This window comes from Natronococcus amylolyticus DSM 10524 (assembly GCF_000337675.1).
Classification (GTDB): Archaea; Halobacteriota; Halobacteria; order Halobacteriales; family Natrialbaceae; genus Natronococcus; species Natronococcus amylolyticus.
The window spans coordinates 88,165-111,645 of record NZ_AOIB01000038.1 but is presented as its reverse complement, the minus strand read 5'-3'; the positions used below and the strand labels follow the sequence as shown (position 1 = coordinate 111,645).

Genomic DNA, 23,481 nt, shown 5'->3' with positions numbered 1-23,481 from the left:
GCGCCATCAGAGATGTGTATAAGAGACAGAGACTACGCCGTCGCGCCGCCGATTTCGGGCTCGCCGACGGGGTGGGATCCCGACCGCGGGGCGTCGAACGGCTGGGAGCACGGCACGCTCCGGCGGGCCGTCGTCCACGGCGTGCGCCTGTTCAACGACGGCGAGTTCCACGAGTCTCACGACTGCTTCGAACTCGAGTGGTACAACTACGGTCGCGGGAGGACCGAGAGCGCGTTTCTCCACGGGATGGTCCAGGTCGCCGCCGGCGCCTACAAGCGCGCCGATTTCGGGGACGACAGCGGGATGCGCAGCCTGTTCCGAACGGCCCTGCAGTACCTCGAGGACGTTCCCGACGACTACTACGGGGTCGACGTTCTCGAGGTTCGAGAGACCATGGCGGCGGCCCTCGAGGAGCCCGCCGCGATCGACGGCTGGCGGATCCCGCTCGACGGCGAGCGACCGACCGCCCGGGCGGTCGACCGGGAGTACGCGGCTGACCTCGAGAACGGTCCCTGATGGCTGTCGTATCGCCGTTGCCCTCCCGCGGTCACGTTTCGTACCGGACCGAATCGCATTTGAAGCTGAGGTTCCTATGACTGGTAATGAAAGTTGCACAGCTCGGGTCAGGAACGCCCGAGATAGCGGTCGTTGCGGGAATCCACGGCGACGAACCCTGCGGGGTTCGCGCCGTCGAGCAGTTGCTCGACGAGAACCCAACCGTCGAGCGTCCGGTCAAGCTCGTGGTCGCCAACGAGAAGGCCCTCGAGCGGCAGGTCCGGTTCGTCGACGAGGACCTCAATCGGGCGTTTCCGGGCGATCCGAACGCGAAGACGCACGAGGGACAGCTTGCCGACGAGCTTGTCGACGAGCTGTCGGGCTGTTTCGCCTTCTCGATGCACTCCACGCAGAGCCACGCCGAACCGTTCGCCATCGTCAACCAGGTCAACGAGCGGGCGACGTCGATCTGTCCGCAGCTGCCCGTCCAGGCGATGGTCGAGACCAGCGAGTTCGCCGAGGGACGGCTGTTCTCCCAGATCGAGACCGTCGAGGTCGAGTGCGGGCTCCAGGGGTCGGAGACGGCGGCCCAGAACGCCCTCCGGCTCACCCGATCGTTCCTGACCGCCGTCGACGCGCTGCCGGGTGATACGGTTGGACGGGACCTCCCGGTCTACCGCCTCGTCGATTCGATTCCGAAAGGTGAGGCCGACAGCTACGAGGTGTTCGTCGACAACTTCACCGAGATCGAGCCGGGCGATCCGTTCGCCGCCGCCGACGGCGACACGCAGGTCGCGACCGAGTCGTTCTACCCCGTTCTCATGTCCTCCTACGGCTACTGCGACGTCTTCGGCTACGCCGCCGAGAAGCTCGACGTCGTGACGACCTCGAGCGCGGCCGACTGACGACCGGTCTCCACGCGTGAACGCGGGAGGGTCATCGGTTATCGGTTCGGGCTCGAGTCAGTCCGCGAAGCTCCGAGATACGCACAAGTTTCCCCGAGTGAGGAGGATTGATGCCTCGCCGTCCCCTTCGAACGTACATGACAGCGACAGCACTCCTCGCGGTCGCGTTCGGGGAGCTGTTCCCGAACGGGATCAGCCACTACGCGATCGGGGGTCTCCTCGTGGGGCTCGGTACCGTCGTCATCTATCTCGGCACCGGTATCGCCGCCGGTGCGAGCACGTTCCTCGAGTCGACGCTCTCGTACGTCTCGAACCTCTCGCGATTCCAGCGGTACGTCCCATCGCGGGACTGGCGGGTCGTCTTCACCCTGGGAATCGTCGCGGGCGCGGCGATCTACGCCGTCACCTTCCAGTCCGGACTGGTCTCGAGTTCGCTCCACCAGCCCGCGACGACCGGCCAGCTCTACGACGTGGGCGGGCTGACGCTGTGGATGACCGAGGTTCAGCCCTGGCGGCTGTTCGTCGGGGGGATCCTCATCGGGATCGGCACCCGCGTCGGCAAGGGTTGTACCTGTCTCTTATACACATCTCTGAGCGGGNGGCGTCGCGACGTTCCTGCTGATCGCGATCGGGGTCGCCCAGCTGGTGCAGGCGTTGGGGGTGAGTCCCTGATGAGCGGGACTCGAGCCGTGCGAAAATCCCGAGGACGCAAGCGGCGATCGAAGCGAACCGCAAGCCACGAACGGCGGTGTGAGCGATGAGCGCCGACCACGACCAACACCCGCTGTTCATGCCGCTGGTGTTCGTCGGCGGACTGATCTTCGGCTTCGGCCTCGGCTTCAGCCACATGGCCCAGCCCGAGATCGTACTGAACTTCCTGCAGTTCGAGGACTTCGGGCTACTGTTCGTCATGGGCGGGGCAGCGGTCGTCACCGGGATCACGTTCTTCGGCATCAAACTGGTCCGGAGTACGGCGCCGTTTACCGGAACGCCCTACGCCCGTCGGCTGAAGACCCTCGACCGAAACGTCGTCCTCGGCGGCGGCATCTTCGGCGTCGGCTGGGGGCTCTCCGGGATCTGTCCCGGCGCGGCCTACGCCAGTCTCGGGGTCGGGAACGTCGCGATCCTCTACGGGATCGCCGGTATGTTCCTCGGCGCCTACGTCCAGGGCTACTGGCGGTCGGCCCGGGCCGAAGGCGACGCCCCGGCGTCGACGGCCGACTGAGGAGACGAGACGAACCGTGGTACCATAACCGGGGACGTAAGGTCTATCCGCGTCACGACCGTAGCCGGCGTATGGACTTTCCACCGAACCAGGGGCTCGATCAGGACGAAGTCGACGAACAGGTCGCCGACGTACTCGAGGACAACGAGGTCGTCCTCTTCATGAAGGGGACGGAACTCATGCCACAGTGTGGCTACTCCCGACGAGCGCTCGGGCTGATCGACCAGTACCGCGACGACTACGAGACCGTCGACGTCCTCGAGTCGCTCGACGAGTACCGGACGGCCCTCGCGGACCAGAGCGGCTGGGAGACGATCCCGCAGACGTTCGTCGACGGGGAGTTCGTCGGCGGCTCCGACATCCTCGCCGAACTCGAGGAGCGCGGCGAGCTGGCCGAGACGCTCGAGTCCGACGAATAACTAGCAGCGAGATCGAATTAAATTCATTCCTTTTAGATGGACTCGAATTTAATAGCAGGTCATATAAGCCACCCGACCGTACTAGGGACCAGCGACCGCTCCACACCTTCCCACTATGTCCACAGAGGAATCCAGACACGTATATCGGCTGCATTCAACCCTCGAACTGCCCCTCGAAGACCTCCACGACCACATCGACGAGGCGACGTACCCTGACGGGGTCTCGGACGTCGAGATCACGCGGCGAAACAACACGCTGATCCTGAAAGCCGTCGCCGAGGACGAGACGGTAAGCAAGTACACGCCGACGGCCCAGCTCAAGGCCAGCGTCACCGAGAACCGGGTCTATGAGGAGGACCCCGACGAGCGACACAACTCCTTTCGCTGGGACGAGGACGAGGAAGACGAGATCGAATCCGAGCTCGTCGAGTACGCCGCGTTCAAGGGCGATCGCGAAACCGTCCTCCAGAACTCCCTGTTGCAGTACGAGATGTTCCTCGTCCTCTGTAAGATCGCCGAGGCCGCCGAGAAGGGGACCCTGACGGCGATCACCGAGTTCGACGACGAACTCGAGGCGACCCGGATCGTCGAGGGCGAGCCCCGGCCGGCCGACATCGAGGTCGTCGAGGGGCCCCGAGACCACAGCTCGAGCCAGGGCGGCGTCAACTGGCGGGACAACAAGTTCATCAGCGACTGAGGCTGTAGATCCCTCCGCAGGAAGTCGTCCGCAGACGAAGCGAGATCACCTCCTCATATCGATCACCGGTAGGTCGTACAGGGTTTCCGTCCACCCAGCCACCTACTCTGTACGGATCGTGTTCTTCTCGAGCACTGCTTACGCCACAGCTACCAAACCAGACCGATTCGACAGGAGCTGAGTTTGCGGTTAGTATGCCTCGATACCCTAACTGAGTGTTTTCCTCAAGTATTAATCGGTTAGTTTGCAAGCTGTTAACATAAATTGTCCGAGAAACTGTTCTCGCCATGGATCAAGCGGGGCCCGAGACGATCGCCCAAGTAGACACGTTTACTCAGCAGGCTCGCCGACGTGCGAAGACCGAACGGACAGCGGTCGAGTGGGCAATCGACGAACTCGGGTCCGAGATCACGATACAGGGGATCGACGTCGATCCGCTCCTCAAGAAGGCCGAGCAGAGCCGTGAGAGTTTGCCAGATCGTCACCGGCGAGCCTACGACGCGATGGCTGAGACCTTCGACGTCGATCGCGATATCTACGAGGTGTACGTCTTTGCGTACCCGGAACTCTGTGGAGCGCTCAGTAACGACGGATCCGAAGGTGGTGGAGACGGGTGTGCGAACGTACTCGTTGAGCCGTCGATAGCGACCTCCGATGCATCCAGACCCGACGCTCCAGCAACGGGCCCGCTCGTGCTCAAGAACCGGGATATCACCGGACGGGGACTACGACCGAAGTCGATTATCGAACAGCCACCGATAGACGACTATTACGGGTTTCTATCGGTCGACTCCTGTGGAACGGTCTCGATTTTCAAGGGCGTCAACGATCGAGGACTGGTCGTCGCGAATACGAACATCGACCGAGAGCAAGACGACGTTGACCGGGAACTGCAGATCCGGAACGGGACCATCGTTCGCAGAATACTCGAGGAGTGTGCGACCGTCACAGAGGCCCGAACGCTACTCGAGTCGATTCCGACATGGCGGCTGATGGGGCAAACGCTGTTTCTCGCCGACGAGGACGACGGTATGATACTCGAGATCGATCCGATCGCGGAGGAAACCGCTGTCGAGGCCGGGTCTGTCGCAACGCGAACAAACCACTTCGTCCTCTCGGAGTCACCTACAACTGAGAGTTCGACGGCACGTCTGAACCGGCTGTCGTCGCTACTCGATGACGCCGATAGAATCGGGAGGGACGAGCTGTGGCGGTTCGCTCGGGATCATGTGAACGGGCCAGGTGACGACTCGATCTGTCGGCATCCCGAACCCGAAACGGACGAACCGAACGGCTTCGGACAACTGACAACCGCGAGTTCGGCAGTGTTCGAGGGCGGCTCTCCGGAGATCGAAGTCACGATCGGGAACCCATGCACGGCGGACCGCGTGCGGTGTTCGCTCGGTGGTGAGGTTCCGAGTGACCTTCGAACGGGGCGTCAGTGGCTCGATCGGCGGTAGTCGCCTCGTGGTGGGAACCATCCGATTCAGCACGAAGATCGGCCGAGAGCGATCTGGAATCGATGTATGTTCCCGGAACCGACTGTTTGTCGACGACCTACCCGACGCGAAAATACACGACACGTTCAGCAGCGACTGAGCCTCCCGGCAGCGCGAGCGTCTCGAGACCCGACTGACGGCAGCGATTTCCGTTCCGTCCCCGTACTCCGCGTATGGACGATCCGAGCAGCTACGGGATCGTCGGTCGACTCGCGCTCGCGGCGTTCGTCACGGTCGCGCCGACGCTCCTCTTTCTCGGGCTGGTGCGGGGGTTAGAGCGACTGCAAAACGACGCGCTCGTCCTCGAGTTGCGTCGGCAGGGAACCCTCGAACCGTCGCCGAACGACGACGTCCTCGCCGTGCTGGCAAACGGGCTCGAGTTCGACCGCGCCGACGGTTCGGGGAGTATGTGTCCGACCTGCGGAGAACCGAACGGTGCCGACGAGCAGTGCTGTGGGGAGTGTCTGGCTCAGTTCTCGAACTCCTGACGGTCGAGTTCAGGAAATCGGTTCGAATCGGTGCAAGAACGCGGTGTTCTCGTCGTCCCACTCGGTGCCGTGGGTGCGTTCGATCCGTTGCTTGTAGGCCTCGAGATCCGACGACCCCTCGGCACGTGCGTCCTCGTCGGTCAGATCGCCGAGCCGCCGTTCCGTCACCTTGACGAGTTCGAAGGTCGTCCCCCCGATCTCGAAGGTATCGCCCTCCGCGGCGTGTTTGTCCCCGCGGTGGAGCTGGGTGATCTCGCCCTCGAGCGCGCTCGTTCGAAGCCGTTCGGCGGGCAGGAGGTCGCTCGCGTCGATCGTTCCCATGGACGGATCTTCGGCCGCCGAGGAATAATGGTATCGGTGACTCGAGGTCCTACAGCCCGACCGGTTCGCCGTCGACGTATACCGTCTCCGGACTCCTGACGGCGCCGATGTCCTCGCAGGGATCGCCGACGAGCGCGAGAACGTCGCCGCGGTTGCCGACCTCGAGCGTGCCGATATCGTCGGCGGGAACGGTTTCGGCGGCGACCCGGGTCGCGGCCTGGATCGCCTCGTGTTCGCTCATGCCGACCTCCTCGACGAACAGCTCGAGCTCGAGGGCGTTCTCGCCGTGGGGGACCAGCTCGGGGCCGAGGAAGTCCGTCCCCGTCGCGATCGGGACATCGGCCTCGTAGGCGCGCCGGACGGAGTCGAAGTGGGCTTCGCTCGCCTCGCGGGCCTTCTCGAGGCCGTAGTCGGGGACGCCGTGGTCGGCGCCGTGCTCGAGCAAGCGATGCATGATCGACAGCGTGGGGACGAAGATCGCTCCCGTCTCGGCGAACAGCTCGAGACACTCCTCGTCGAGCCAGAAGCCGTGCTCGATCGTGTCGACGCCGTTGCGGAGCGCGGCCTTGATCCCCGGTGCGCCCTGGGCGTGGGAGGCGACCGGGATCCCGACGCGGTGAGCCTCCTCGACGAACGCCCGGATCTCGGCGTCGGTGAACTGGCTCTGGTCGGGAGCGTCCTTCTCGCTCAACACCCCGCCGGTCGTCATGATCTTGATGACGTCGACGCCGTCGCGGATCCGCTTGCGGGCCTCCTTGCGACAGTCGTCGGCGCCGTCGGCCAGCGTCGCCAGCGAGCCGTCGCCGTCCGCGGCCCACTCGTAGGGGAGGAAGTGCGAGTCGCCGTGTCCCCCGGTCTGGCTGATGCTCTGCCCGCTCGTGAACACCCGCGGTCCCGGAATCGCGCCCTCGGCGACGGCCCCGCGAAGCCCCAGCCCAGTCGAGGAGCCGACGTCCCGGACGGCGGTAAAGCCCGCCTCGAGCAGCGAGCGGAGGTCCGCGGTCGCCCGTGCAGTCCCAAGCTCCGAGGATTCGGTGGCCCAGACGAGCGGGTTCATCTCCCGGGTTCCCTGCAGGTGAACGTGGGCGTCGATCAGGCCCGGAGTAACCGTGGGGTAGCTATCGTGGGCGGCCGCCGCCGGCGCGGCGACGTCCTCCTGTGTCCCGATGGCGTCGATACGCCCCTCGTCGTCGACGACGAGCCGTCCGTCCGACAGCGGCGGCTCGTCACGGCCCGTCACGACCACGTCCGCGTCGATAACTCGCATATCAAGACGTTCACAGCGGGGGTGGTTAGCAGTTGTGCGTTATCGCCCCTCTCCCTCGAGGGGATCTCGAGCGAGGACCGTCGGTCCGTCGTCCGCAGAACTGTTCGATGAGGGCGAGTCGTCTCGAGCGAGCGAGGCACCGAGCATCCGACCGAACTCCGAGTCGCCCTCGAACAGGAGTCGCACGGTCTCGCCGTCGACCGTGGCGATCGTCAGCTCGGTCGCGCGGGTTCGCGAGAGTCCGACGCCGTCGAACGCGGCGACGAACCGGGGCGTACAGACGAGGTTCCCTAGCCCGGCGACCGTCGCGGCCGCGAGTAGCGAGGGGGAGATCGAAGAGACGAGGGCCGCGAGTACGGCGATCGACAGGAGGAGGAAACCGCCGGCACCGATCAGGAACTGCCGAACCGTCGGCCCGAGCCCGGTCATCGTTCGGACACGATGAGCCGCCGCGAGCGTCGTCGCAGCAACCGCCGCGAGCGCGGTCGTGAGCGCGCCGCCCATCGGTCCGACGCCGGCGGCGACACCGACCGCGACGAGGACGCCGATCGTCGCGAGAAGCGCTCCGACGGCCCCGACCAGGAGCGCGTCGTCCGTCCGGTAGCGGTACTGCCACCGGCGTCGGGGTCGGCTTCGGACCGAGCTAACGAACTCGTACCTGATGTCGGTGAGCCCGCCTCCCGCCGAGACACAGAGCACGCGTCGGTCGGTGAGACCGACGGCTACCGGCTCGGATCCGGGCTCTCCGGGGAACGAACCGGTAGCGAGCGCCCGAACCGATTCGCCGTCGACGAGGTGTCTCGCGAGTCGGTCTTCGGCGAACGTCATCGCCTCACTGTGTGAGGGGGACCGACAAAGTAAGCCACACCTTTCCTCGAGCGGGCGACGGTTTCGGAACCGAGCGGGGCCGGTCCGCGGTGCGATCGGACGTGATCACGCCGTCGATCCTGGCAAACGCTGTCGGGCGGTTTTCTGCTGGTAGTCGTTCATTATCCTCGCCGTCATCGACACCTGTCTCTTATACACATCTCTGATGGCNCCATCAGAGATGTGTATAAGAGACAGTCCCGGAACCGCCCGGACGAGCCGCGGGAGGGTCCCCAGCGAGAACAGGCCGAACTGCGAGAGGAGGCCGAGCGCGACCAGCGCCAGGAACAGCGGCGAGGTGACGTCGAACAGCAGCGGCTCGAGCGCCAGCGTCTCTCCCGCGGCGAGCACGGTGTCGGGGGTGAGCGACTGCGAGGCGAGCGCGGCGCCGACGACTGCGGTGATCGCAGCGGTCACCCACCGCGTCAGTACCAGTCCGAGCACCGCGGCGACGAGGCCGACGGCGACCGCGAGCCCCCACTCGAGGGGCCAGCCGCCCTCGGGAGCGACCGCGGCGATCGCGGCGAGCGTGAGGGACGACCCGACGACGAACCCCAGAAGCGAGACGGCCGCCGACAGGACGAGGTAGCTCCCGAGGCCGCCGACGACCGCGCCGAGCGCGGCGGCGGTTCCCGCGGCCGCGACGCCTTCGAGTCCAAGCGCGGCTCCGACCGCGGGGCCGACCAGATACCCGCCGCCGGCGCCCGCGGCGAGTCCGAGGGCGACGACGCCGTACACGGAGAGGGCGGTGCCGGAGAGCAGGAGGGCGATCCCGGCGAGGACGAACGCGACAGCGACCGCATCGATCATGCTGAGTGTTCTCGAGCCCGGATAGATAAACGATTTGTTCACTCGCCAACAGCCGACCCGTCAGGTGCCACTAGGCGTCCGGAGTTCCGTCAGAGGTTTCCGGTCCCACAAACGGTTTAACCCTCCTAATTATATCTAATTACAGTACGATGACCGAGAACTTCCCCGACTACGTCGACGTAAACTACGAGGACGGCGAGGGAGAGGATCCCGAGGACTACCCGCACATCAACGACAAGATCGAGAAGGCCGTCGAGGTCACCCGCCAGGGCTTAGAGCAGTACGAGAACCCCGCGGTCATGTGGACCGGCGGGAAGGACTCGACGCTCGTGTTGTACTTCGTCAAGGAGGTCGCCGAACGGTACGACCTCGAGGTGCCGCCGGCGATCTTCATCGACCACTACCAGCACTTCGACGAAATCCACGACTTCGTCGACGACTGGGCCGAGAAGTGGGACCTGGAAGTCATCTACGCGCGCAACGAGGACGTCGGCGACTACGTCGACGAACACGGCCTCGAGCCCGGCGACGAGATCGAGATTGAGGAGCTCTCCGAGCAGAACCGCCACCACGTCCGTGACCTGCTCGAGTACGAGGAGGAGACGTTCCCGTTCCTGCTCGACACCTACGTCGGCAACCACCTGCTGAAGACGGTTGCGCTCAACAACGCGCTCGAGGAGCACGACATCGACGGCATCCTCTCGGGCGTCCGCTGGGACGAACAGGAGGCCCGCGCCGACGAGACGTTCTTCTCGCCGCGTCACGACCCCGACATCTACCCGCCCCACGACCGGATCCAGTCCATCCTGCAGTTCGAGGAGGCCGCCGTCTGGGAGGCGTTCTGGAACTTCGTCGTCCCCGACACCGTTGCGGAGTTCCCCGACGAGGGCTACGTCCCCGAGGGGAAAGACGACCTGCCGGAGGGCCTCGAGCCCGCCGACACGCCCGTCTCGCCGAAGTACTGGGAAGGGTTCCGATCGCTAGGCAGCGAGATCAGCACCGAGAAGACCGAGGACGACCCCGCCTGGCTCCAGGATCTCGAGGGGACGACCGAGCGCGCGGGCCGCGCCCAGGACAAGGAGGACCTGATGGAGCGCCTGCGCGATCTGGGCTACATGTAGCGGTAAGTCGGTAGTCCGGGTTCGGTGTTGCGTATTCGTACCGGATTCGAGCGAGCAGAGGCGTTACGCAGGTCAGATTAGTAACCGTTGAACCGTCTGCCAGAATCGACAGTAGGTGGGAGAACAGGCGACGACCCGAGAGCGGACTACAGAGCCTTTCGCAGGCCCGTGGCGAATCTTTTTCTGACGAACCGAGGGAGGTGACACAGCATGACACAACCGAGTCGGTACGAGACCGCCGCGACGGTGGCCCTCTTGCTTCTGGCGGTGGTTGCGAGTGCGCTCGGTCTCCTTCGAGACGGACACTACGTCGAGTCAGGGTTCGAACTTCTCCGCTTGCAAGCCCAAGACGCGGTCGTCCTTTTCCTCGGGGTTCCCACACTCGCAGTCGGTCTCTGGCTGGCTGTCCGTGGCTCACTTCGTGGACGCTTCATCTGGCTGGGTTCTCTCGCGTTCATGGCCTACATGTGGACCCACTACGCGTTCGTCGTCGCCTACAACGACTTTTTTCTCGGCTACGTTGCACTGTTTGCCCTCGCTGTGTTCACACTCCTCAGTGGCATTGTAACAACGAACTCGAGACGGGTATACGACGCACTCCACGACGAAATCTCGGTACGGTTGTACGTCGTGTTCCTCGCGGTGGCAGCGGTCGGCCTCACGTTCATGTGGCTATTCGACATCGTTTCTGCCCTGCTTGCAGGTGAACTCCCGTCCGCCATTGCGCAGTTCGGGCCGGAGGCGGCCCACACCTACGTTATCGATCTCGGCATTCTGGTTCCGTCACTCGCCATCACCGCCATCTGGCTACACCGTTCACGGCCGTGGGGCTACGTCTGTGCCGGTGTATTGCTCGTCTTTGCAGCGTTGATCGCGCCGACGCTGACCGCAATTACGGTCGTGGATATGGGAGAGGGCATTGAGATCTCGGCTCCGATTCTCGTCGGGACGATCGTTCCCCCGCTCCTCGGGGTACTCTTCGCCGGAGCCTACCTTCGTAGACTATCCGAAGCCACCTCATAACGTACCGTCTATCGTTCTACACCACCTGCTCTACCGTTCTATCCGTTGTCAAGCCTGACAACGAGAACCTCGATTTTAGCGGCAAGTACTCTCTGCGCTGCCCTTGCCATCCTCCCGTTGCTGAGGGCGCGCGTATTCTTTTTAGCATTTATAACTGGTTGAGCTGTACAGCGAACGATAGTAGTTGGACTTTCGATATCTCTCGAGCAACCAGCGTTTCATGCAGTTCCGTCGCGTGTATGATTCGATGACCGACGAGGACTCGAGATTCATCGACGACGCGCACCGATCCCGTCCCGCGACCGAGGCGAGTTACGGTATTCCTGACGATAGAGAAGGTCTGCTCCCCTGGGAGTTCGTCGGCGAGAAACTGGCCGGCGACCGATCGTACTGGATCACGACCGTTCGCCCGGACGGGTTTCCACATGTTCGGCCGACCTGGGGTGTCTGGGTCGACGGCGCCTTCCACTGCGGCGGCGGGGAGCGGACGCGGTGGGTTCGCAACCTCGAGCGAAACCCCGATATTGTCGTCCACCGCGAGGACGCCGCGGAGGTGGTGATCCTCGAGGGTCGGGCCGAGCGACTCGACGAGGAAACGGCCGACGCCGAACTCCTCGAGTCGCTCGAGGCGGCCTACGAGGAGAAGTACGACGTCCGGCACGGAACGCCGTTCTTTCGCGTTCGTCCGGACGTCGTGTTCGCGTGGGCCGACTTTCCGACGGACGCGACCCGCTGGATGTTCGACGAGGGACCCTGAAATGCCGATTTCGGCTACTTCATCGCTCGGTACTGGCCGTGTTTGACGCCGATCAGCAGCATGATCCCGCCGAAGATCACCATCGACGGGACGACCATCATCAGGATGCTGTCGGTCGTCATCATGTTCGAGGCGATCATCCCGACCGCGCCGAGCGTGATCAGCGCGATAAACGTCGCCGCCGTGGTTGGTAGATCGAACTCCATACGTGATCGTGGGACGGCGAACCCCCAAAGGGTATCGGAAACCGGCAGTACGCTCGAGCAGACACTCGAGCTGGGCCGAACGTATTCGGATCCGACAGTTCCGCGGAGCAGCAGGGCTCCGAGTACCGGACGCTCCCTGTTTTGTAATCCCTACGTCTCGAGATCCTCATCCAGCCCGTGCGCCGCTTCGACGAGTTCACGCAGGCGCCCGACGAACCGAGCAGCGGGCGCGCCGTCGACGACGTCGTGGTCGACCGTCACCGTGAGGCTCAGGTACTCTCGAGGCACGACCTCGTTGTCGACGAGCCCTGGCTTGCGCTCGATACCCCCGACCGTGAGCTGGAGCGCGTAGTTCGTCGGCGCAACCGCCCAGCCGCCGCCGTCGCCGAACATCCCGACGGAGGTCACGGCGACCGTACCGGCGAGGCGCTTCCAGTGGCGGGGAGAGACCTGCGGCAGTCGCCACAATAGCCGCCGGACGGGGCCGGGAAGCCGCAGGCCCGCAGCCGCCAGGCCGCGCTGTCGTCCCACGCTCGGATCCGTCTGGGCCGCTCGAATCTCGTCGTGGATCGACTCGAGCGACCGTCGGTTCACCGCCCTGATGACGTGCGGGACGCCGATCCGATCGCCGTCGACCTCCCGTTCGATCAGGACGTTCACGTCGACGTCCTCGAACCGGACGAGTCGACCCCGCCAGTCGCGGTACGTCTGAACGTGGGGGTGGTCGTCGATCGCTCGAGCCAGACAGAAGACGAGAAACGCGGTGAACGACCGTCGCGTTCCAGTCCGCTCCTCGAGCTCTCGAATGCGCCGTCGAGCCTCGGTCACGTCAAGTTCGACAAGCCCGTGGACGACGCTCCGTCGGCCGGCCGTGCGCATGTAGTCGACGGTGCCGCGTCGCCCCAGCGGAAAGGGTTCGATCGTTTCGCCGCGCTCGGTCATAGCCGTCGGACCACGAGGAGAAGTATACTGCTTGCCTACGACTCCGATTCAGCTCGAGGGCCGAACCAGGTTTGCCAGCGCGACTGCAAGTCCCAGCAGCCACCCCAGCGGGAACGCGATCGCAACCCACATCGCCGCGTAAGCCGCGCCCGCCAGCTCGAAGTTCGCCCGGAGCAGTTCGTTGAGTCCGCCGACGGCCAGCGGCCCCTCGAGCAGCTGCACCGCGAACGCGTAGCTGGGCTCGAGGACGACCCCCTCGAGCGAGGGGGTTACGAGCGCGGCGACGACCGGCGGTAGTAAGAGTGCGGTCAGCGCGAACGGGTACGCCAGCAGCACGGAGACGGATCGGCCCCCGACCCGCGAGCAGCCGGCCGAAAGCGCCGTCGCCCCCGTCGCGACTGCGCTGGCTGCGGCGACCGCGAGAACGGCGTCGGGCTCGAGCTGAAGGTGAGCGACGGCCGTCAGCCCGCCCCACGCGAGGACAGCGAGACCGGTGACGCCGGCGACGCCGAGCCGGGTTCGGGTCGAGTCGAGTCTTGCCGCGTAGTAGCGGGTCGCGAGGCCGATGACGGTGAGCGGGTAGGCGACGAGCAGACCGAGCGCGCCGAGGACGCCCCAGCCGTAGTAGCGGAGCTGCTGGGAGGTCGTCTCGGGGGTCCACCGACCCATGACGGCGTGGCCGCGGCCGCGCTGTCTGGGGAACCGAAGCGCCATCCAGCCGACGTGGAGCCGCCGAACGTCTGTCGCGATCTCGCCGAAGATGCCGGCGTCACCCCTCCGTGTGCGGGTTGCCATAGCGCCTGCGACGGCTCGAAAAGTGGTAAGCTTTCTTCCTATTCAGGAACTCGAACTGGTCGAGTCGGCAGCCCTCGAGTCAGTTCCAGGGGGCGAAGCTGGGGTCGACTTCGCGGCTGACGTCGTCGACGTTGTCGATCGTGTCGACGTCGGAGCGGTCGAGCTCGACAAGCAGCGACTCCCAGTTGTCCTCGAGGTGGTCCTCGCCGGTCGCCTTCGGGATCGCGGTGACGCCCTTCTCGCGCAGCCAGGCGAGGCTGACCTGGGCCTCGCTGACGCCGTGTCGGGCCGCGACGTTCTGGAGCCCCTCGTGGTTGAACACCTGGCCGCGGGCCAGCGGCGAGTAGGCGACGACGTCGACGTCGTACTGCTGACAGCGCTCGCGCAGGTCCGGCTGGGGGAGCAGCGGGTGGAGTTCGATCTGGTTGGCCGCGATCGGCGCGTCGCAGACGTCGATCGCCCTCTCGAGGTCCTCGGCCATGAAGTTGCTGACGCCGACGTTCTCGATCAGTCCCTCGTCGTACAGCTCCGAGAACGCCGAGAGGGTCTCCTCGGGCTCGTACGCTCCGGCGGGCCAGTGAACGTACAGCATGTCCAGGTAGTCGACCCCGAGGCGGTCCATGCTCTCTCGAGCGGTCTCCTTGACGTCTTCGTAGCCGAGGTTGTCGGTCCAGATCTTCGTCGCGAGGAAGATTTCCTCGCGGTCGACGTCGGCGTTCGCGATCCCCTCGCCGACGGCTTCCTCGTTGTCGTAGGCCTGTGCCGTGTCGATATGTCGGTACCCTCGCTCGAGGGCGTTTCGGACGCTCTCGGCGCACTGTTCGGGGTCGTCGTTCTCCCAGGTACCAAGGCCGAGCATCGGCAGGCCGTTCGACGTCGTCGGACAGAAGTCGGGAGCGATTTCGTCTACCATGTCCGAAGGATTCGTCAGGATCCGAAAAGGGATTGTGATTGCGTGAGCAAGATCGGCAGCTCGGCGCGTCGACCCGACGCATAGTGGTGAATCACATTGTGGCTCCGTTCAGGGGTGGCCGTGAGGTTGAGTCGGGGCACGATATTTGAACTCGTTTCAGGATTTGGAAAATTAGTGCATATTGTCGGAAACACTATCGTGATTGCCGTTGACGAGCACGAGAGGAACAGTGAGGCCGAGTTACGTTCGGCGAGAACATATACCGTCCAGAAAAACGAGAGCTAGTGAACTATGCTGGACCAGCCCCGGATCCCGAGTGAGTGGGATCGTATTACGACGATCGAATCGCACACAGGTGGAGAACCTCTCAGAATCATCGTTGACGGCTTTCCTGAGCTAACGGGTGAAACGATTCTCGAACGGCGTCGCTACATGCACGATGAGTACGATACGCTTCGGTCCGCACTAATGTGGGAACCACGCGGACATGCGGACATGTACGGCGCGGTTCTCACTGAACCGGTTTCCGACGAAGCCGACGTTGGTGTCCTGTTCACTACAAACAAAGGCTACAGTTCGATGTGTGGTCACGGTATTATTGCGCTGGGAACGGCTCTCTTCGAGACTGGGATGCTCCCGCCGAACCAGCCCGAAGAAATCGTCGCTTTCGACACTCCCGCAGGACTCGTCACCGCGACATCCCAAATCGAGAAGGATCGTGTGACGTCGGTTTCTTTCGAGAACGTTCCATCGTTCGCTCCGCTACTAGATCAAACCGTCACTGTTCCCGAACTTGGCCCGGTCGAATTTGATCTCGGATATGGGGGCGCGTTCTATGCCTACTGTGATGCCGATCAGATTGATCTGGATCTTTCACCAGATAACGATGACGAAATAATACACACCGGTATGGCTATCAAGCGCGCGGTTTCGGATTCTTTTGACATCAAACACCCGGTTGAAGACGATTTGAGTTTCTTGTACGGGACCGTCTTCAGAAAGGAGTCTTCCACCGAAGGGTGCGACAGCAAGAACGTGTGTGTGTTTGCAGACGGGCAAATCGACCGCTCGCCAACCGGCACCGGTGTCAGCGGCCGACTCGCTATCCAACACGCACGCGGCGACCTCGAGGTGGGTGACGAACTTGTCGTCGAGAGCATCATCGGTACGGTGTTCCGAGGAACAATCACCGGCAAAGAACCGTATGGCGGCTACGACGCGATCGTTCCGCGGATCTCCGGAAGTGCCTACGTCACTGGGCGGAACGAATTTGTGATCGATCCGGAAGATCCCTTATCCGATGGGTTCTTGATTCGATAATACTGCCTTCGGTTGAGTCACGGCTGGGGTTCAGCACAGTACTGGCCTCTCCCGTCGTCTCCGGTAGTGGCGGGAAGCGACTACGGGTCCAGCGCCGGCGTCGGAAACGCTCCCGTATCGGCGCCCGGGTCGTACTCCTCGAGTGCCGCCCGGACGATCTGGAACACGCCCTCTTTCCCCCAGCGGGCGGTGTTGAGCTGCAGGTCGTAGAACTCCCGCTCGTCGATGTCGATCTCGTAGTACGACTCGTAGCGGCCGGCCTCGCTGACCTCCCGGACCCGCATCTCGGCCTCGGTCTCGAGACGATCCTCGATGCGCTCGAGGCGGACGTCCTCGGGGGCGTCGAGCCAGATCCGCAGATCGGCGCGCTCGCCCGCGATCCAGCCCGCGAGCCGGGACTCGAGGATGAAGGGTTTGTTCGCGGTGCCCCACTTCTCCGCGATCGACTGCAGCCGCCGATCGAGCGCCCGGTCGATATCGCCCGACGCCTCCGCCTTCGCCGTCAGCTGGTTGAGGCTCATGTCGCGGTCCTCGGCGAGTTCGCGGAAGATGTCTCCGCCGGAGACGTACGGACAGCCGATCGCATCCGAGAGACGCTCACAGAGCGTCGTCGCGCCACAGCCCGGTGGCCCGGAGACGGTGATAAACAGTGTCGTATCGATCTCGACGGTCGTCGTCGCACCCGTGGACATACACGATCCCTCACGGGTCGACGTGAAAAGTCATCCGTTCGAACGGAACGCGGTCCTAGAACCAGCCCCGCCGTTCGACGTCGATGGCGACGTCCTCGAAGGATGGCTCGTCCTCGAGGCCGGCGACGACGTCGGCCTGGGACTCGGCTCCGCTCGACGCCGTCAGCGTCATTCCGTCGTCGTAGGGGGCGTCCGTGTCGTTCCAGTCGATCTCGAGTTTCGCTCGCCGGAACCGCGTTCCGGTGACGAGCCGGATTCCCTCGATGGCCTCGAGGGGAACCGAGAAGTTTCGCTCGTCGAGGGACTCGAGTTCCGCGGGCGCGCTGTCGGCGACGAGCGCGCGGCCGCGTTCGCCCATGTCGGCCCGCAACAGCATCGAACGGTAGGATTCGCCGACGAAACAGCAGAGCAGCCGCTCGTCGGTGACCACCAGCTCCCAGAACTCGATCGAGTTCGGGCGCTGGCGGATCCAGTGGGTGAGTCTCGCGATCGGTTCCTCGGTCGCGGTCATCACCGTTCGAACAGAGCGTGCAGGTCGGCGGGCAGTTCACGTCCCTTCTGGGTGGCGATCGAGACGAAGACGAAGACGGCCATCGTCACGAGCAGCGAGATCGCCTCCGCGGGGACCTCCGGCGGGTACGGGTAGGTCGCCATCACGACGTTCTCGCTGACCCAGTTGAGCCAGCCCGCGTCGACGATCGCCGCGGCCTCGGGCACGACGTTGTAGATGATGTTGTACAGCATGCCGACCACGAGGGCGGCGATCGCCCCCTCTTTGGTCGCCCCCTTCCAGTTCAACCCGAAGACGGCCACCGGGACGAACGCGGCGGCGAAGAAGCCCCAGCTGATCGCGCCGAGGATACCGACCAGCGCGTCGGAGTAGAAGACGACGATCGTCGACAACACCGTCAGCCCTGCGAGTGCGGCCTGGGTGACGCGGAGTTCGGTCTTCGGATCGGTGATCGGCCGGCCGAGCGCCCGCGGGATGTCCCGCGAGATCGCGGCCGCGCCGATGTTCAGGAACGAGTCGCTGGTCGACATGATCGCCGCCAGAAGCGCTGCGAGGATCAGCCCGGCGACAATGCTCCCGGTGTGATCGAGCACGAAGACGGGGCCGACCTCCGAGGCCGAGAACGTCGCCTCGCGCTGGCCGGCCTCGACCATCGCGCGCATCGAGAGGCCGGCCGAAAAGGCAATCAGGCTCGAGATCGCGTAGGAGATCGCCGCGATCGGTGCACCCCACTTCAGGATCGTGAGGTTACGACTCATGTAGAACTTCGTGATCAGGTGGGGCTGGCCAGCCGCACCGACGGAGAACAGCACCCACCAGGCGATGCCGACGAGCACGGCGGTCGTCGCACCGCCCATCGCGCCGAACGGCGAGATGAGGTTCGGATCGGTACTCGCCAGGTTCTGGGAGATGTTCTCCATCCCGCCCCCGAACGAGATCGCGTACGCGAAGACGAACACGGCGCCGACGACCATCGTGATCGCCTGCAGGAAGTCCGTCCAGACGCCCGCGATCATCCCGCCGAGCATACAGTACAGCAGCAGGATTAGCGCGCCCCCGAACAGTCCCCACAGCACGGGGATGCCGAAGATCGCCCGCATGACGAACTGCAGCGCCGCCAGATTGACCGCCAGGTAGGCGACGACGCCGAGCGCGACGGCGACGCCGCTGAGCCCGCGAACCCAGTCGCTCTCGTAGCGGACGTACATCGCGTCGGGCAGGGTCAACACGTTCCGGATGTCGGCAAGCAGGCGCATCCGCTTTGCCAGGACGGCCCACGTCAGCAGGAAGCCAAGCGGCGCGGTAAAGAAGATCCACAGCGCGGTCGTCCCGAACTCGTAGACAAGTTCGGGACCGCCGATGAATCCGAACCCGGACTGGATCACCGAGAACGCCGTCAGCGCGAGGACCCAGGTGCCGATGCTCTTGCCCGTGATCAGGAAGTCGCTGGTCGACTCCGTTCTCATCCAGCCCCAGATACCGATCAGGAGGACGATCAGCAGGTACGCCGCGCCGAAGCCGAGGATGATCGGGTCGTCCGCGACGGGGATCCCGTCCTGCTGAAGGACGGTTCCGGCGGTTCCGAGGACGCTACTCATCGGTCTGCTCACCTCCGTCGGTCGCCTCGAGGGTGCTCTCGGGCTGTTCGGACGCCAGCGGGAGCGACTCGCCCCGTTGGGCCTTACGGGCGTCCTCGAGGATGCCCTCGACGATCTCCTCGCTTGCAACCCGATCGAACAGCAGCGAGTAGTAGACCGCACAGGTCAGGGGCAACAGCCAGATGAACCCGAAGTAGATCAGCGTCGACGTCGGCACGCCCAGCACGTAGCTGTAGTCGGTGACGCCGGGCTCCCAGGTTAGCCAGATCCCGGCCAGGCCAGCGACGAAGAACGCGCCGAGGATGCCGATCAGTCCGGTGTAGGGCGCGAGATCGAGTTCGGACCCGTTGCGTTCGATCGTCGCGACCGCGAACACCGCCAGGATGGTCGCCGCACCGACAAACGAGAACACGCGGTACAGTCCCAGCGCCGCCGTGACGAGTGCGACCACCGAGAGCACGCCGATCACCGTCATCGTCGTGTTCCGCGTCATCGGTCGCTCACCCCTCGCTCGAGTCGTCGGTCCGGCCGTCCGCCGACGGTCTCGACGCGTTGTCCGCGTCCCCCGCGGCGTCCCCTCGGGACCGGCCGCACTCGGCCGACCCGTCGCTTTCTATCACAAATCATCGTCCTATTACACACAATAGATTGCCGAGTAGGTGATCGTTAACATGTTAAACTCCGTCGCCGCTCCTCGAAAGGAGCCGCTCACGGCGGGGCCGAAAAGTAATACTGACGGTCGCTCGGCTCCGAGAATCGAGCGTGAACCGCCGCAGGGTACTGCAGTCCGCCGGGACCGTCGCGCTCGTCGGTCTCGCGGGCTGTATCGACGGCGTCCAGGACCACTTCACGGGAAGCCTCCAGAGCCCGGTTCCGGTCGAGATCACCAACGACGGGGATCACCCGTACGACGTGAGCCTCGACGCCGTGGCTCGAGGCAACGGCCGGGAGAGCTACGAGGAAGCGTTCACTATCACGCCCGGCGAGCGCGTCGCTCCACCCCACATCGAGGGCGAAGATCAGCAGTTCCGCGTCACCCGACATGGCAACGACGAGGTCGACGATCTGGTCGAGATGGGGACGATCACCGACGAGACGGACCTCGTGTTGATCAGCCTCTACGAGGACGAGATCGAACTCGAGATCATCGAGGACGAGACGGAAGCCGAAGAGGAACAGGAGGAACTCGAGGAGGAACACGACGACGGCTCCGAAGGCGACGGCGATGGCGACGACGACGCGGATCAGGGGTAGGGGTGGAACGGCCGCTCGAGTGCAGGCTCGAACCCGAGTTCGGCCGGCACCGCCCGGGCGCGCTCGCCGAAGAACGGCTCCCGGGTGAACAGCGGTTGGGCGCCGGGGACGACGACTCGCACGCCCTCGAAGCCCAGCCCCTCGACGTCACGGGTCGTCAGCCGCGCTGCGTGGGGCTCCAGTCCGGCGTCGACCGTTCGTGCGACGAGTTCCTCGAGCGCCTCGCGGCCGGTCGGCGCCGGATCGGGACCGACGCTCGCCGCGGGAACCGTCCGATCGACGTCGACGAACGCCCGCGCGGGCTCGGGGAACGAGGCGTACTCGCCGATCGCGGCCGAGGCCTCCGCGGCCTCGTCGGGGCCGAGTCCGCGCAGCTCCATCCAATTCTGTAGCGCCTCCGCGAGCGCCGCCGTCGCCGCTTCGGCGGCGTCGAGACCGGCCGCCGAGCCCGCGGCGAACGCCGGCCACTCGGTCTCGCCGTCCCCGTCCGCGGACTCGCGGTGGACCGCCACCGCGACCACGGGAACGTCGACGTCCTGGGTGACGAGCATCGGCGTCACCGCGAGCCCCTCGCTCGCTGCGCGGCGCTCGAGATCCGCGAACGTCTCGCTCTCGACGGCGAGCCCGAGGGGTTCGAACGTCGAGTACCAGGCCAGCATCGTCGCGTCGCGCTCTATGACTTCCGTCAGTCCCGACACCAGAGCGTTGACCGTCGAGGAGCCGAGGCCGAGCCCGGTCGTGATCGCGGGGACGAGTCGCTCGCCGGGCTGGGGGAACTGGACGGCCGCGGCCGGCAGAAAGGTCCGCTCGCCCGTCTCGAGGCTCTCGCCCTCGACCCAGCGGTGCTCCTCGCTTGGATCGTACTCGGGAGCGTCGTCGGGTCGAACGAGCTCGGTCGGCGAGACCGCTCGCTCGAGGTCGGCCTCGCTCGCGTGTTCGAACTCGCTATCCCGGTAGACGCCAGCACAGTAGCGCTCGAGCCCCTCGCCGACGGCCTTCATCAGCGCGGCGTTCCAGTCGGGGTCGACCCCCGCCGCCTGGTTCGCTGCGCTGGCGTCGCTGTAGCCGCTCGTGTCGGCCGTCGTCGCGAGGTAGTACGGCGCGGGGAACGACTCGACCTCGCCGATCGTGCTGACGATCCCGACCCGGTCGTCGATCGCCTGATCGGCGTGCTCGACGGCGTGTGCGAGATCGAACGACTCGTCGTCGCGCTCGAGGGATCGATCCCGTTCGCCGCCACAGTCACAGCCCGGTACCGGGAGGACGCGTCGTCGGCTATGGGGGACCTCGACGACGTGGCCGATGACCGACTGCTCCTCGCCCGACAGCACCCGTACGCACTCTCGACCCGCCAGCGCGCCCGCGAACCGGGCCGCGCTCGAGTCGGCGCTGGGCTCGTCCTCAGCGGACTCGAGGTGTGACTCGACGCGGGCACGCAGACAGTCGAAACAGCCCGTCGCGGGGGCGAACCCGGAGACGGCAGCGTCCAGTTCCGCGATCGGGTGGCCGCCGACGCCGCCGATCTCGACGGCGATCCAGGGAGTCCCCCCCGCCAGCGCCGCCTCGTTCGCTCGCTCGAACGTCGCCGCGCCGGCGACGTCGCTGACGACGGCAAAACGGGCGTCCTCGAGGGCTGCCGGTCCGGCCGAACGGACCGAGACGTCGACGTCCTCGAGGGCGGTCTCGACGGCGTCGCGAACGGGATCCTCACCGACGACGGAAACGTGCATACCGGATCGTCGTACGGTCTGCTGTAAGTCATTTCCGGAGCGACCGCGGGACGACGCCGGATCGTGCCGGGATACAGGTATCAGCGGATAGTCGCACACGCTCCGTACCCGACCCGGTCCGGGTCGCTGGTCAGATCGGTCGATTCGTCACGGAGACGGGCGAACGTGACAGGAATCGGCACCCGGACCGGACTCGAAAAGCGGATTCCACGGCGGTCTGGCGTCACGTCACCGGTCGCCTCCACTTTCCGGCGAGGAGTCCCGAGAGAACGACGCCGATAAACGAAAACGCCAGCACGACCATCAGCACGTCGGGATCGGAAAAGCTGGTCGTCGCGATAAAGAGCGCGATCGCGGCGTTTCGAGCGGCGGTCGTCGTCGCCAACACTTCCCGCGTGTTCCGTCCCGGTCCACCGAGTACGTACCCGAGCAGTAGCGACCCGGCGATGATGACGACCGAAATGAACAGCGTTCCCGTGCTGATGAGCGAGAGCATCTCGTTGCTATAGGCAGCCAACAGGAGGACGAGCAAGAAGAGAAACGAGAGATCGGAGAGCCGTTGTACCGGCGGGTACAGCCAGTTTGTCACGGCGGAGTACCTGAAGTCGAGCCCCATCCCTGCCAGCAGGGGGAGGAGCTGAATACCGAAGATCATCCACCCGATCGCGAGCGGATCGACGGCAACGGTTCCGGGCAGAAGCAGCGCCAGACTGACGGGTATCGTCACGACCGAGACGATTCCGAGAACCGCCATCAGGCCGCTGGCAAACTCGATGTCACCGTTCGCTATTTCTGCGAATTTCGGCCCGAAAGGGGCGCCGGGAGCCACGGCGATCAGCACGATCCCCGCCGCGTATCCCGCCTCCACGGAAAGCGGACGAACGAGCAGGTACGCGAGTACCGGGATCGCCACGAGATTGACGACCAGGGATTTCGCCATCAGTCGCCGCTTGCGGAGTGCAGCCAGTAACTGACCGAGCGACAGCTCCATCCCGATCGAGAACATCGTCGTGAGGACGAAGATCGTCGTCGCGACCTCGACGGCCGTCTCAACTGACACCGCTATCATGTCGTGCTCACGGTCTGGTCGGCGGGTTCGAAGCCTTACAGTACGGGCGCTCCTGTTTCGCGTCGGCAGGCGAACGGAACGCTACGCTCGAGGACTACTCCTCGTCTCGCAGGCGCTCGAGGACTTCCTCGGCGTTGTCGACGGCCTGTTCTTTCTTGGCGGGGTAGGCCTCGACCTTCGCGCGGAAGGTGATCCCCTCGCCGAGGCGGACCTCCTCGCCGAAGGCGGCCTGCTTGTCCAGGCGCAAGAAGAGTTCGGTGTTCTCGGTGACGCGGTCGTCGAGTTCGCCGAGGAGGCCGTCGAGGTCCTCGAGGTCGGCGAGCCGCGAGAGGACGTGGCGCACGTCGTCGGCGTTCTCGACGCGGGCCGACAGCACCAGAATGCGGTCGCCGTAGTGGCCCTCGCTCTCGACGCGCTCGATCTCGAACTCCTTGGGGAGGAAGGTTCGAAGCGCCTGCTCGACGCGTTTCTCGTCCTCGGTGGCGTAGCAAAACGCCCGCAAGTCGACGTAGTGAAGGGGTATCTGTGGCATCTGCGGGTACAGTGCGGATCGCTGG

Annotated in this window: 26 protein-coding genes and 1 pseudogene; 13 read left to right on the top strand and 14 right to left on the bottom strand. The window is 64.9% G+C overall.

The genetic code is table 11. From position 1 onward, the window contains the following. Positions 1-12 precede the first annotated feature (12 nt). The 8 genes and pseudogenes from C491_RS19840 to C491_RS19805 all read left to right on the top strand — a co-directional run bounded on the left by C491_RS19840 (position 13) and on the right by C491_RS19805 (position 5,728). Complete coding sequence (locus C491_RS19840) at positions 13-516, top strand: DUF309 domain-containing protein (protein WP_005559613.1); 504 nt, start codon at positions 13-15, stop codon at positions 514-516. Positions 517-602: 86 nt separating this feature from the next. Beyond that, positions 603-1,400 (top strand): M14 family metallopeptidase, encoded by a 798-nt coding sequence (locus C491_RS19835; protein ID WP_005559611.1) that lies wholly within the window; start codon positions 603-605, stop codon positions 1,398-1,400. A gap of 137 nt (positions 1,401-1,537) precedes the next feature. Then, positions 1,538-2,072 (top strand): annotated as a pseudogene (locus C491_RS19830) (YeeE/YedE family protein). 85 nt (positions 2,073-2,157) lie between these two features. Next, positions 2,158-2,625 carry a DUF6691 family protein gene (locus C491_RS19825; protein ID WP_005559608.1) on the top strand — a complete coding sequence of 156 codons (468 nt, stop codon included), beginning with the start codon at positions 2,158-2,160 and terminating at the stop codon, positions 2,623-2,625. Between the two features lie 71 nt (positions 2,626-2,696). Beyond that, complete coding sequence (locus C491_RS19820; RefSeq protein WP_005559607.1) at positions 2,697-3,044, top strand: glutaredoxin family protein; 348 nt, start codon at positions 2,697-2,699, stop codon at positions 3,042-3,044. A gap of 115 nt (positions 3,045-3,159) precedes the next feature. Beyond that, the gene (locus C491_RS19815) at positions 3,160-3,741 is read left to right on the top strand and encodes a DUF7110 family protein (RefSeq protein ID WP_005559606.1); all 582 of its coding nucleotides are present in this window, start codon (positions 3,160-3,162) and stop codon (positions 3,739-3,741) included. A 287-nt stretch (positions 3,742-4,028) separates the two neighbouring features. Next, on the top strand, positions 4,029-5,201 hold the full coding sequence (locus C491_RS19810; protein ID WP_005559605.1) for a C45 family autoproteolytic acyltransferase/hydolase: 1,173 nt from the start codon (positions 4,029-4,031) through the stop codon (positions 5,199-5,201). Between the two features lie 212 nt (positions 5,202-5,413). Next, positions 5,414-5,728 (top strand): hypothetical protein, encoded by a 315-nt coding sequence (locus C491_RS19805; protein WP_005559604.1) that lies wholly within the window; start codon positions 5,414-5,416, stop codon positions 5,726-5,728. Positions 5,729-5,737: 9 nt separating this feature from the next. Here the strand turns inward: C491_RS19805 and C491_RS19800 are convergent, their stop codons facing one another. From C491_RS19800 to C491_RS19790, 3 genes are read right to left on the bottom strand one after another with little or no spacing between them, the layout of a single operon-like run. Then, a complete protein-coding gene (locus C491_RS19800) occupies positions 5,738-6,049 on the bottom strand; it encodes an ASCH domain-containing protein (RefSeq protein ID WP_005559603.1) in 312 nt (103 codons plus the stop codon). Between the two features lie 49 nt (positions 6,050-6,098). Continuing rightward, positions 6,099-7,316, bottom strand: a complete 1,218-nt coding sequence (locus C491_RS19795) for a metal-dependent hydrolase family protein (RefSeq protein WP_005559602.1) — start codon at positions 7,314-7,316, stop codon at positions 6,099-6,101. A gap of 39 nt (positions 7,317-7,355) precedes the next feature. Then, complete coding sequence (locus C491_RS19790) at positions 7,356-8,144, bottom strand: hypothetical protein (RefSeq protein WP_005559601.1); 789 nt, start codon at positions 8,142-8,144, stop codon at positions 7,356-7,358. 998 nt (positions 8,145-9,142) lie between these two features. Between C491_RS19790 and C491_RS19780 the strand changes: the two genes are divergently transcribed. From C491_RS19780 to C491_RS19770, 3 genes are all read left to right on the top strand, one after another. Beyond that, positions 9,143-10,114 (top strand): phosphoadenosine phosphosulfate reductase family protein, encoded by a 972-nt coding sequence (locus C491_RS19780; RefSeq protein WP_005559599.1) that lies wholly within the window; start codon positions 9,143-9,145, stop codon positions 10,112-10,114. 210 nt (positions 10,115-10,324) lie between these two features. After that, positions 10,325-11,137, top strand: a complete 813-nt coding sequence (locus C491_RS19775) for a hypothetical protein (RefSeq protein WP_005559597.1) — start codon at positions 10,325-10,327, stop codon at positions 11,135-11,137. A gap of 247 nt (positions 11,138-11,384) precedes the next feature. After that, positions 11,385-11,894, top strand: coding sequence for a pyridoxamine 5'-phosphate oxidase family protein (locus C491_RS19770; protein WP_049892412.1), 510 nt, complete (start codon positions 11,385-11,387; stop codon positions 11,892-11,894). 14 nt (positions 11,895-11,908) lie between these two features. Here the strand turns inward: C491_RS19770 and C491_RS19765 are convergent, their stop codons facing one another. The 4 genes from C491_RS19765 to C491_RS19750 form a co-directional block, all read right to left on the bottom strand. Continuing rightward, the gene (locus C491_RS19765) at positions 11,909-12,100 is read right to left on the bottom strand and encodes a DUF7333 family protein (RefSeq protein WP_005559594.1); all 192 of its coding nucleotides are present in this window, start codon (positions 12,098-12,100) and stop codon (positions 11,909-11,911) included. A gap of 150 nt (positions 12,101-12,250) precedes the next feature. Beyond that, positions 12,251-13,042, bottom strand: a complete 792-nt coding sequence (locus C491_RS19760) for a 2-oxo acid dehydrogenase subunit E2 (RefSeq protein ID WP_005559592.1) — start codon at positions 13,040-13,042, stop codon at positions 12,251-12,253. Between the two features lie 48 nt (positions 13,043-13,090). Further along, entirely contained in the window at positions 13,091-13,837 is a 747-nt protein-coding gene (locus C491_RS19755) for a hypothetical protein (RefSeq protein WP_005559590.1), read from the bottom strand. 79 nt (positions 13,838-13,916) lie between these two features. Further along, the gene (locus C491_RS19750; protein WP_005559589.1) at positions 13,917-14,750 is read right to left on the bottom strand and encodes an aldo/keto reductase; all 834 of its coding nucleotides are present in this window, start codon (positions 14,748-14,750) and stop codon (positions 13,917-13,919) included. Positions 14,751-15,041: 291 nt separating this feature from the next. Here C491_RS19750 and C491_RS19745 point away from each other — a divergent pair, with 291 nt between their 5' ends. Then, a complete protein-coding gene (locus tag C491_RS19745) occupies positions 15,042-16,070 on the top strand; it encodes a proline racemase family protein (RefSeq protein WP_005559587.1) in 1,029 nt (342 codons plus the stop codon). Positions 16,071-16,150: 80 nt separating this feature from the next. On the opposite strand, the gene cmk is transcribed toward C491_RS19745, so the two are convergent. Genes cmk through C491_RS19725 form a run of 4 tightly spaced genes read right to left on the bottom strand, consistent with a single transcriptional unit; the run spans position 16,151 to position 19,364 of the window. Then, the gene (gene cmk, locus C491_RS19740; RefSeq protein ID WP_005559585.1) at positions 16,151-16,762 is read right to left on the bottom strand and encodes a (d)CMP kinase; all 612 of its coding nucleotides are present in this window, start codon (positions 16,760-16,762) and stop codon (positions 16,151-16,153) included. 55 nt (positions 16,763-16,817) lie between these two features. After that, positions 16,818-17,273, bottom strand: coding sequence for a hypothetical protein (locus tag C491_RS19735; protein ID WP_005559583.1), 456 nt, complete (start codon positions 17,271-17,273; stop codon positions 16,818-16,820). Continuing rightward, on the bottom strand, positions 17,273-18,871 hold the full coding sequence (locus tag C491_RS19730; protein WP_005559581.1) for a sodium/proline symporter: 1,599 nt from the start codon (positions 18,869-18,871) through the stop codon (positions 17,273-17,275). The genes C491_RS19735 and C491_RS19730 overlap by 1 nt, the downstream gene beginning before the upstream one ends. Then, entirely contained in the window at positions 18,864-19,364 is a 501-nt protein-coding gene (locus tag C491_RS19725; protein ID WP_005559579.1) for a hypothetical protein, read from the bottom strand. Before C491_RS19725 ends, C491_RS19730 begins: the two co-directional genes overlap by 8 nt. 269 nt (positions 19,365-19,633) lie before the next feature. Here C491_RS19725 and C491_RS19720 point away from each other — a divergent pair, with 269 nt between their 5' ends. Continuing rightward, positions 19,634-20,125, top strand: coding sequence for a hypothetical protein (locus C491_RS19720; protein WP_005559577.1), 492 nt, complete (start codon positions 19,634-19,636; stop codon positions 20,123-20,125). Here the strand turns inward: C491_RS19720 and C491_RS19715 are convergent. The 3 genes from C491_RS19715 to C491_RS19705 form a co-directional block, all read right to left on the bottom strand. Further along, entirely contained in the window at positions 20,116-21,855 is a 1,740-nt protein-coding gene (locus C491_RS19715; RefSeq protein ID WP_005559575.1) for a YcaO-like family protein, read from the bottom strand. The genes C491_RS19720 and C491_RS19715 overlap by 10 nt on opposite strands. 223 nt (positions 21,856-22,078) lie before the next feature. Next, complete coding sequence (locus C491_RS19710) at positions 22,079-22,924, bottom strand: bile acid:sodium symporter family protein (RefSeq protein WP_049892395.1); 846 nt, start codon at positions 22,922-22,924, stop codon at positions 22,079-22,081. Between the two features lie 94 nt (positions 22,925-23,018). Further along, positions 23,019-23,456 (bottom strand): RNA-binding protein, encoded by a 438-nt coding sequence (locus tag C491_RS19705; RefSeq protein ID WP_005559571.1) that lies wholly within the window; start codon positions 23,454-23,456, stop codon positions 23,019-23,021. Positions 23,457-23,481 lie beyond the last annotated feature (25 nt).

Excerpts from the sequence above, each read along its gene's own strand:
- C491_RS19805 (WP_005559604.1), top strand. The coding sequence starts at position 5,414 with ATGGACGATCCGAGCAGCTACGGGATCGTCGGTCGACTCGCGCTCGCG.
- C491_RS19825 (WP_005559608.1), top strand. The coding sequence starts at position 2,158 with ATGAGCGCCGACCACGACCAACACCCGCTGTTCATGCCGCTGGTGTTC.
- C491_RS19755 (WP_005559590.1), bottom strand. The coding sequence starts at position 13,837 with ATGGCAACCCGCACACGGAGGGGTGACGCCGGCATCTTCGGCGAGATC.
- C491_RS19705 (WP_005559571.1), bottom strand. The coding sequence starts at position 23,456 with ATGCCACAGATACCCCTTCACTACGTCGACTTGCGGGCGTTTTGCTAC.
- C491_RS19840 (WP_005559613.1), top strand. The coding sequence starts at position 13 with ATGTGTATAAGAGACAGAGACTACGCCGTCGCGCCGCCGATTTCGGGC.
- C491_RS19820 (WP_005559607.1), top strand. The coding sequence starts at position 2,697 with ATGGACTTTCCACCGAACCAGGGGCTCGATCAGGACGAAGTCGACGAA.
- C491_RS19735 (WP_005559583.1), bottom strand. The coding sequence starts at position 17,273 with ATGACCGCGACCGAGGAACCGATCGCGAGACTCACCCACTGGATCCGC.
- C491_RS19765 (WP_005559594.1), bottom strand. The coding sequence starts at position 12,100 with ATGGAGTTCGATCTACCAACCACGGCGGCGACGTTTATCGCGCTGATC.
- C491_RS19710 (WP_049892395.1), bottom strand. The coding sequence starts at position 22,924 with ATGATAGCGGTGTCAGTTGAGACGGCCGTCGAGGTCGCGACGACGATC.
- C491_RS19795 (WP_005559602.1), bottom strand. The coding sequence starts at position 7,316 with ATGCGAGTTATCGACGCGGACGTGGTCGTGACGGGCCGTGACGAGCCG.
- C491_RS19715 (WP_005559575.1), bottom strand. The coding sequence starts at position 21,855 with ATGCACGTTTCCGTCGTCGGTGAGGATCCCGTTCGCGACGCCGTCGAG.
- C491_RS19780 (WP_005559599.1), top strand. The coding sequence starts at position 9,143 with ATGACCGAGAACTTCCCCGACTACGTCGACGTAAACTACGAGGACGGC.
- C491_RS19725 (WP_005559579.1), bottom strand. The coding sequence starts at position 19,364 with ATGACGCGGAACACGACGATGACGGTGATCGGCGTGCTCTCGGTGGTC.
- C491_RS19760 (WP_005559592.1), bottom strand. The coding sequence starts at position 13,042 with ATGACCGAGCGCGGCGAAACGATCGAACCCTTTCCGCTGGGGCGACGC.
- C491_RS19745 (WP_005559587.1), top strand. The coding sequence starts at position 15,042 with ATGCTGGACCAGCCCCGGATCCCGAGTGAGTGGGATCGTATTACGACG.
- cmk (WP_005559585.1), bottom strand. The coding sequence starts at position 16,762 with ATGTCCACGGGTGCGACGACGACCGTCGAGATCGATACGACACTGTTT.
- C491_RS19815 (WP_005559606.1), top strand. The coding sequence starts at position 3,160 with ATGTCCACAGAGGAATCCAGACACGTATATCGGCTGCATTCAACCCTC.
- C491_RS19790 (WP_005559601.1), bottom strand. The coding sequence starts at position 8,144 with ATGACGTTCGCCGAAGACCGACTCGCGAGACACCTCGTCGACGGCGAA.
- C491_RS19775 (WP_005559597.1), top strand. The coding sequence starts at position 10,325 with ATGACACAACCGAGTCGGTACGAGACCGCCGCGACGGTGGCCCTCTTG.
- C491_RS19835 (WP_005559611.1), top strand. The coding sequence starts at position 603 with ATGAAAGTTGCACAGCTCGGGTCAGGAACGCCCGAGATAGCGGTCGTT.
- C491_RS19800 (WP_005559603.1), bottom strand. The coding sequence starts at position 6,049 with ATGGGAACGATCGACGCGAGCGACCTCCTGCCCGCCGAACGGCTTCGA.
- C491_RS19730 (WP_005559581.1), bottom strand. The coding sequence starts at position 18,871 with ATGAGTAGCGTCCTCGGAACCGCCGGAACCGTCCTTCAGCAGGACGGG.
- C491_RS19770 (WP_049892412.1), top strand. The coding sequence starts at position 11,385 with ATGACCGACGAGGACTCGAGATTCATCGACGACGCGCACCGATCCCGT.
- C491_RS19810 (WP_005559605.1), top strand. The coding sequence starts at position 4,029 with ATGGATCAAGCGGGGCCCGAGACGATCGCCCAAGTAGACACGTTTACT.
- C491_RS19750 (WP_005559589.1), bottom strand. The coding sequence starts at position 14,750 with ATGGTAGACGAAATCGCTCCCGACTTCTGTCCGACGACGTCGAACGGC.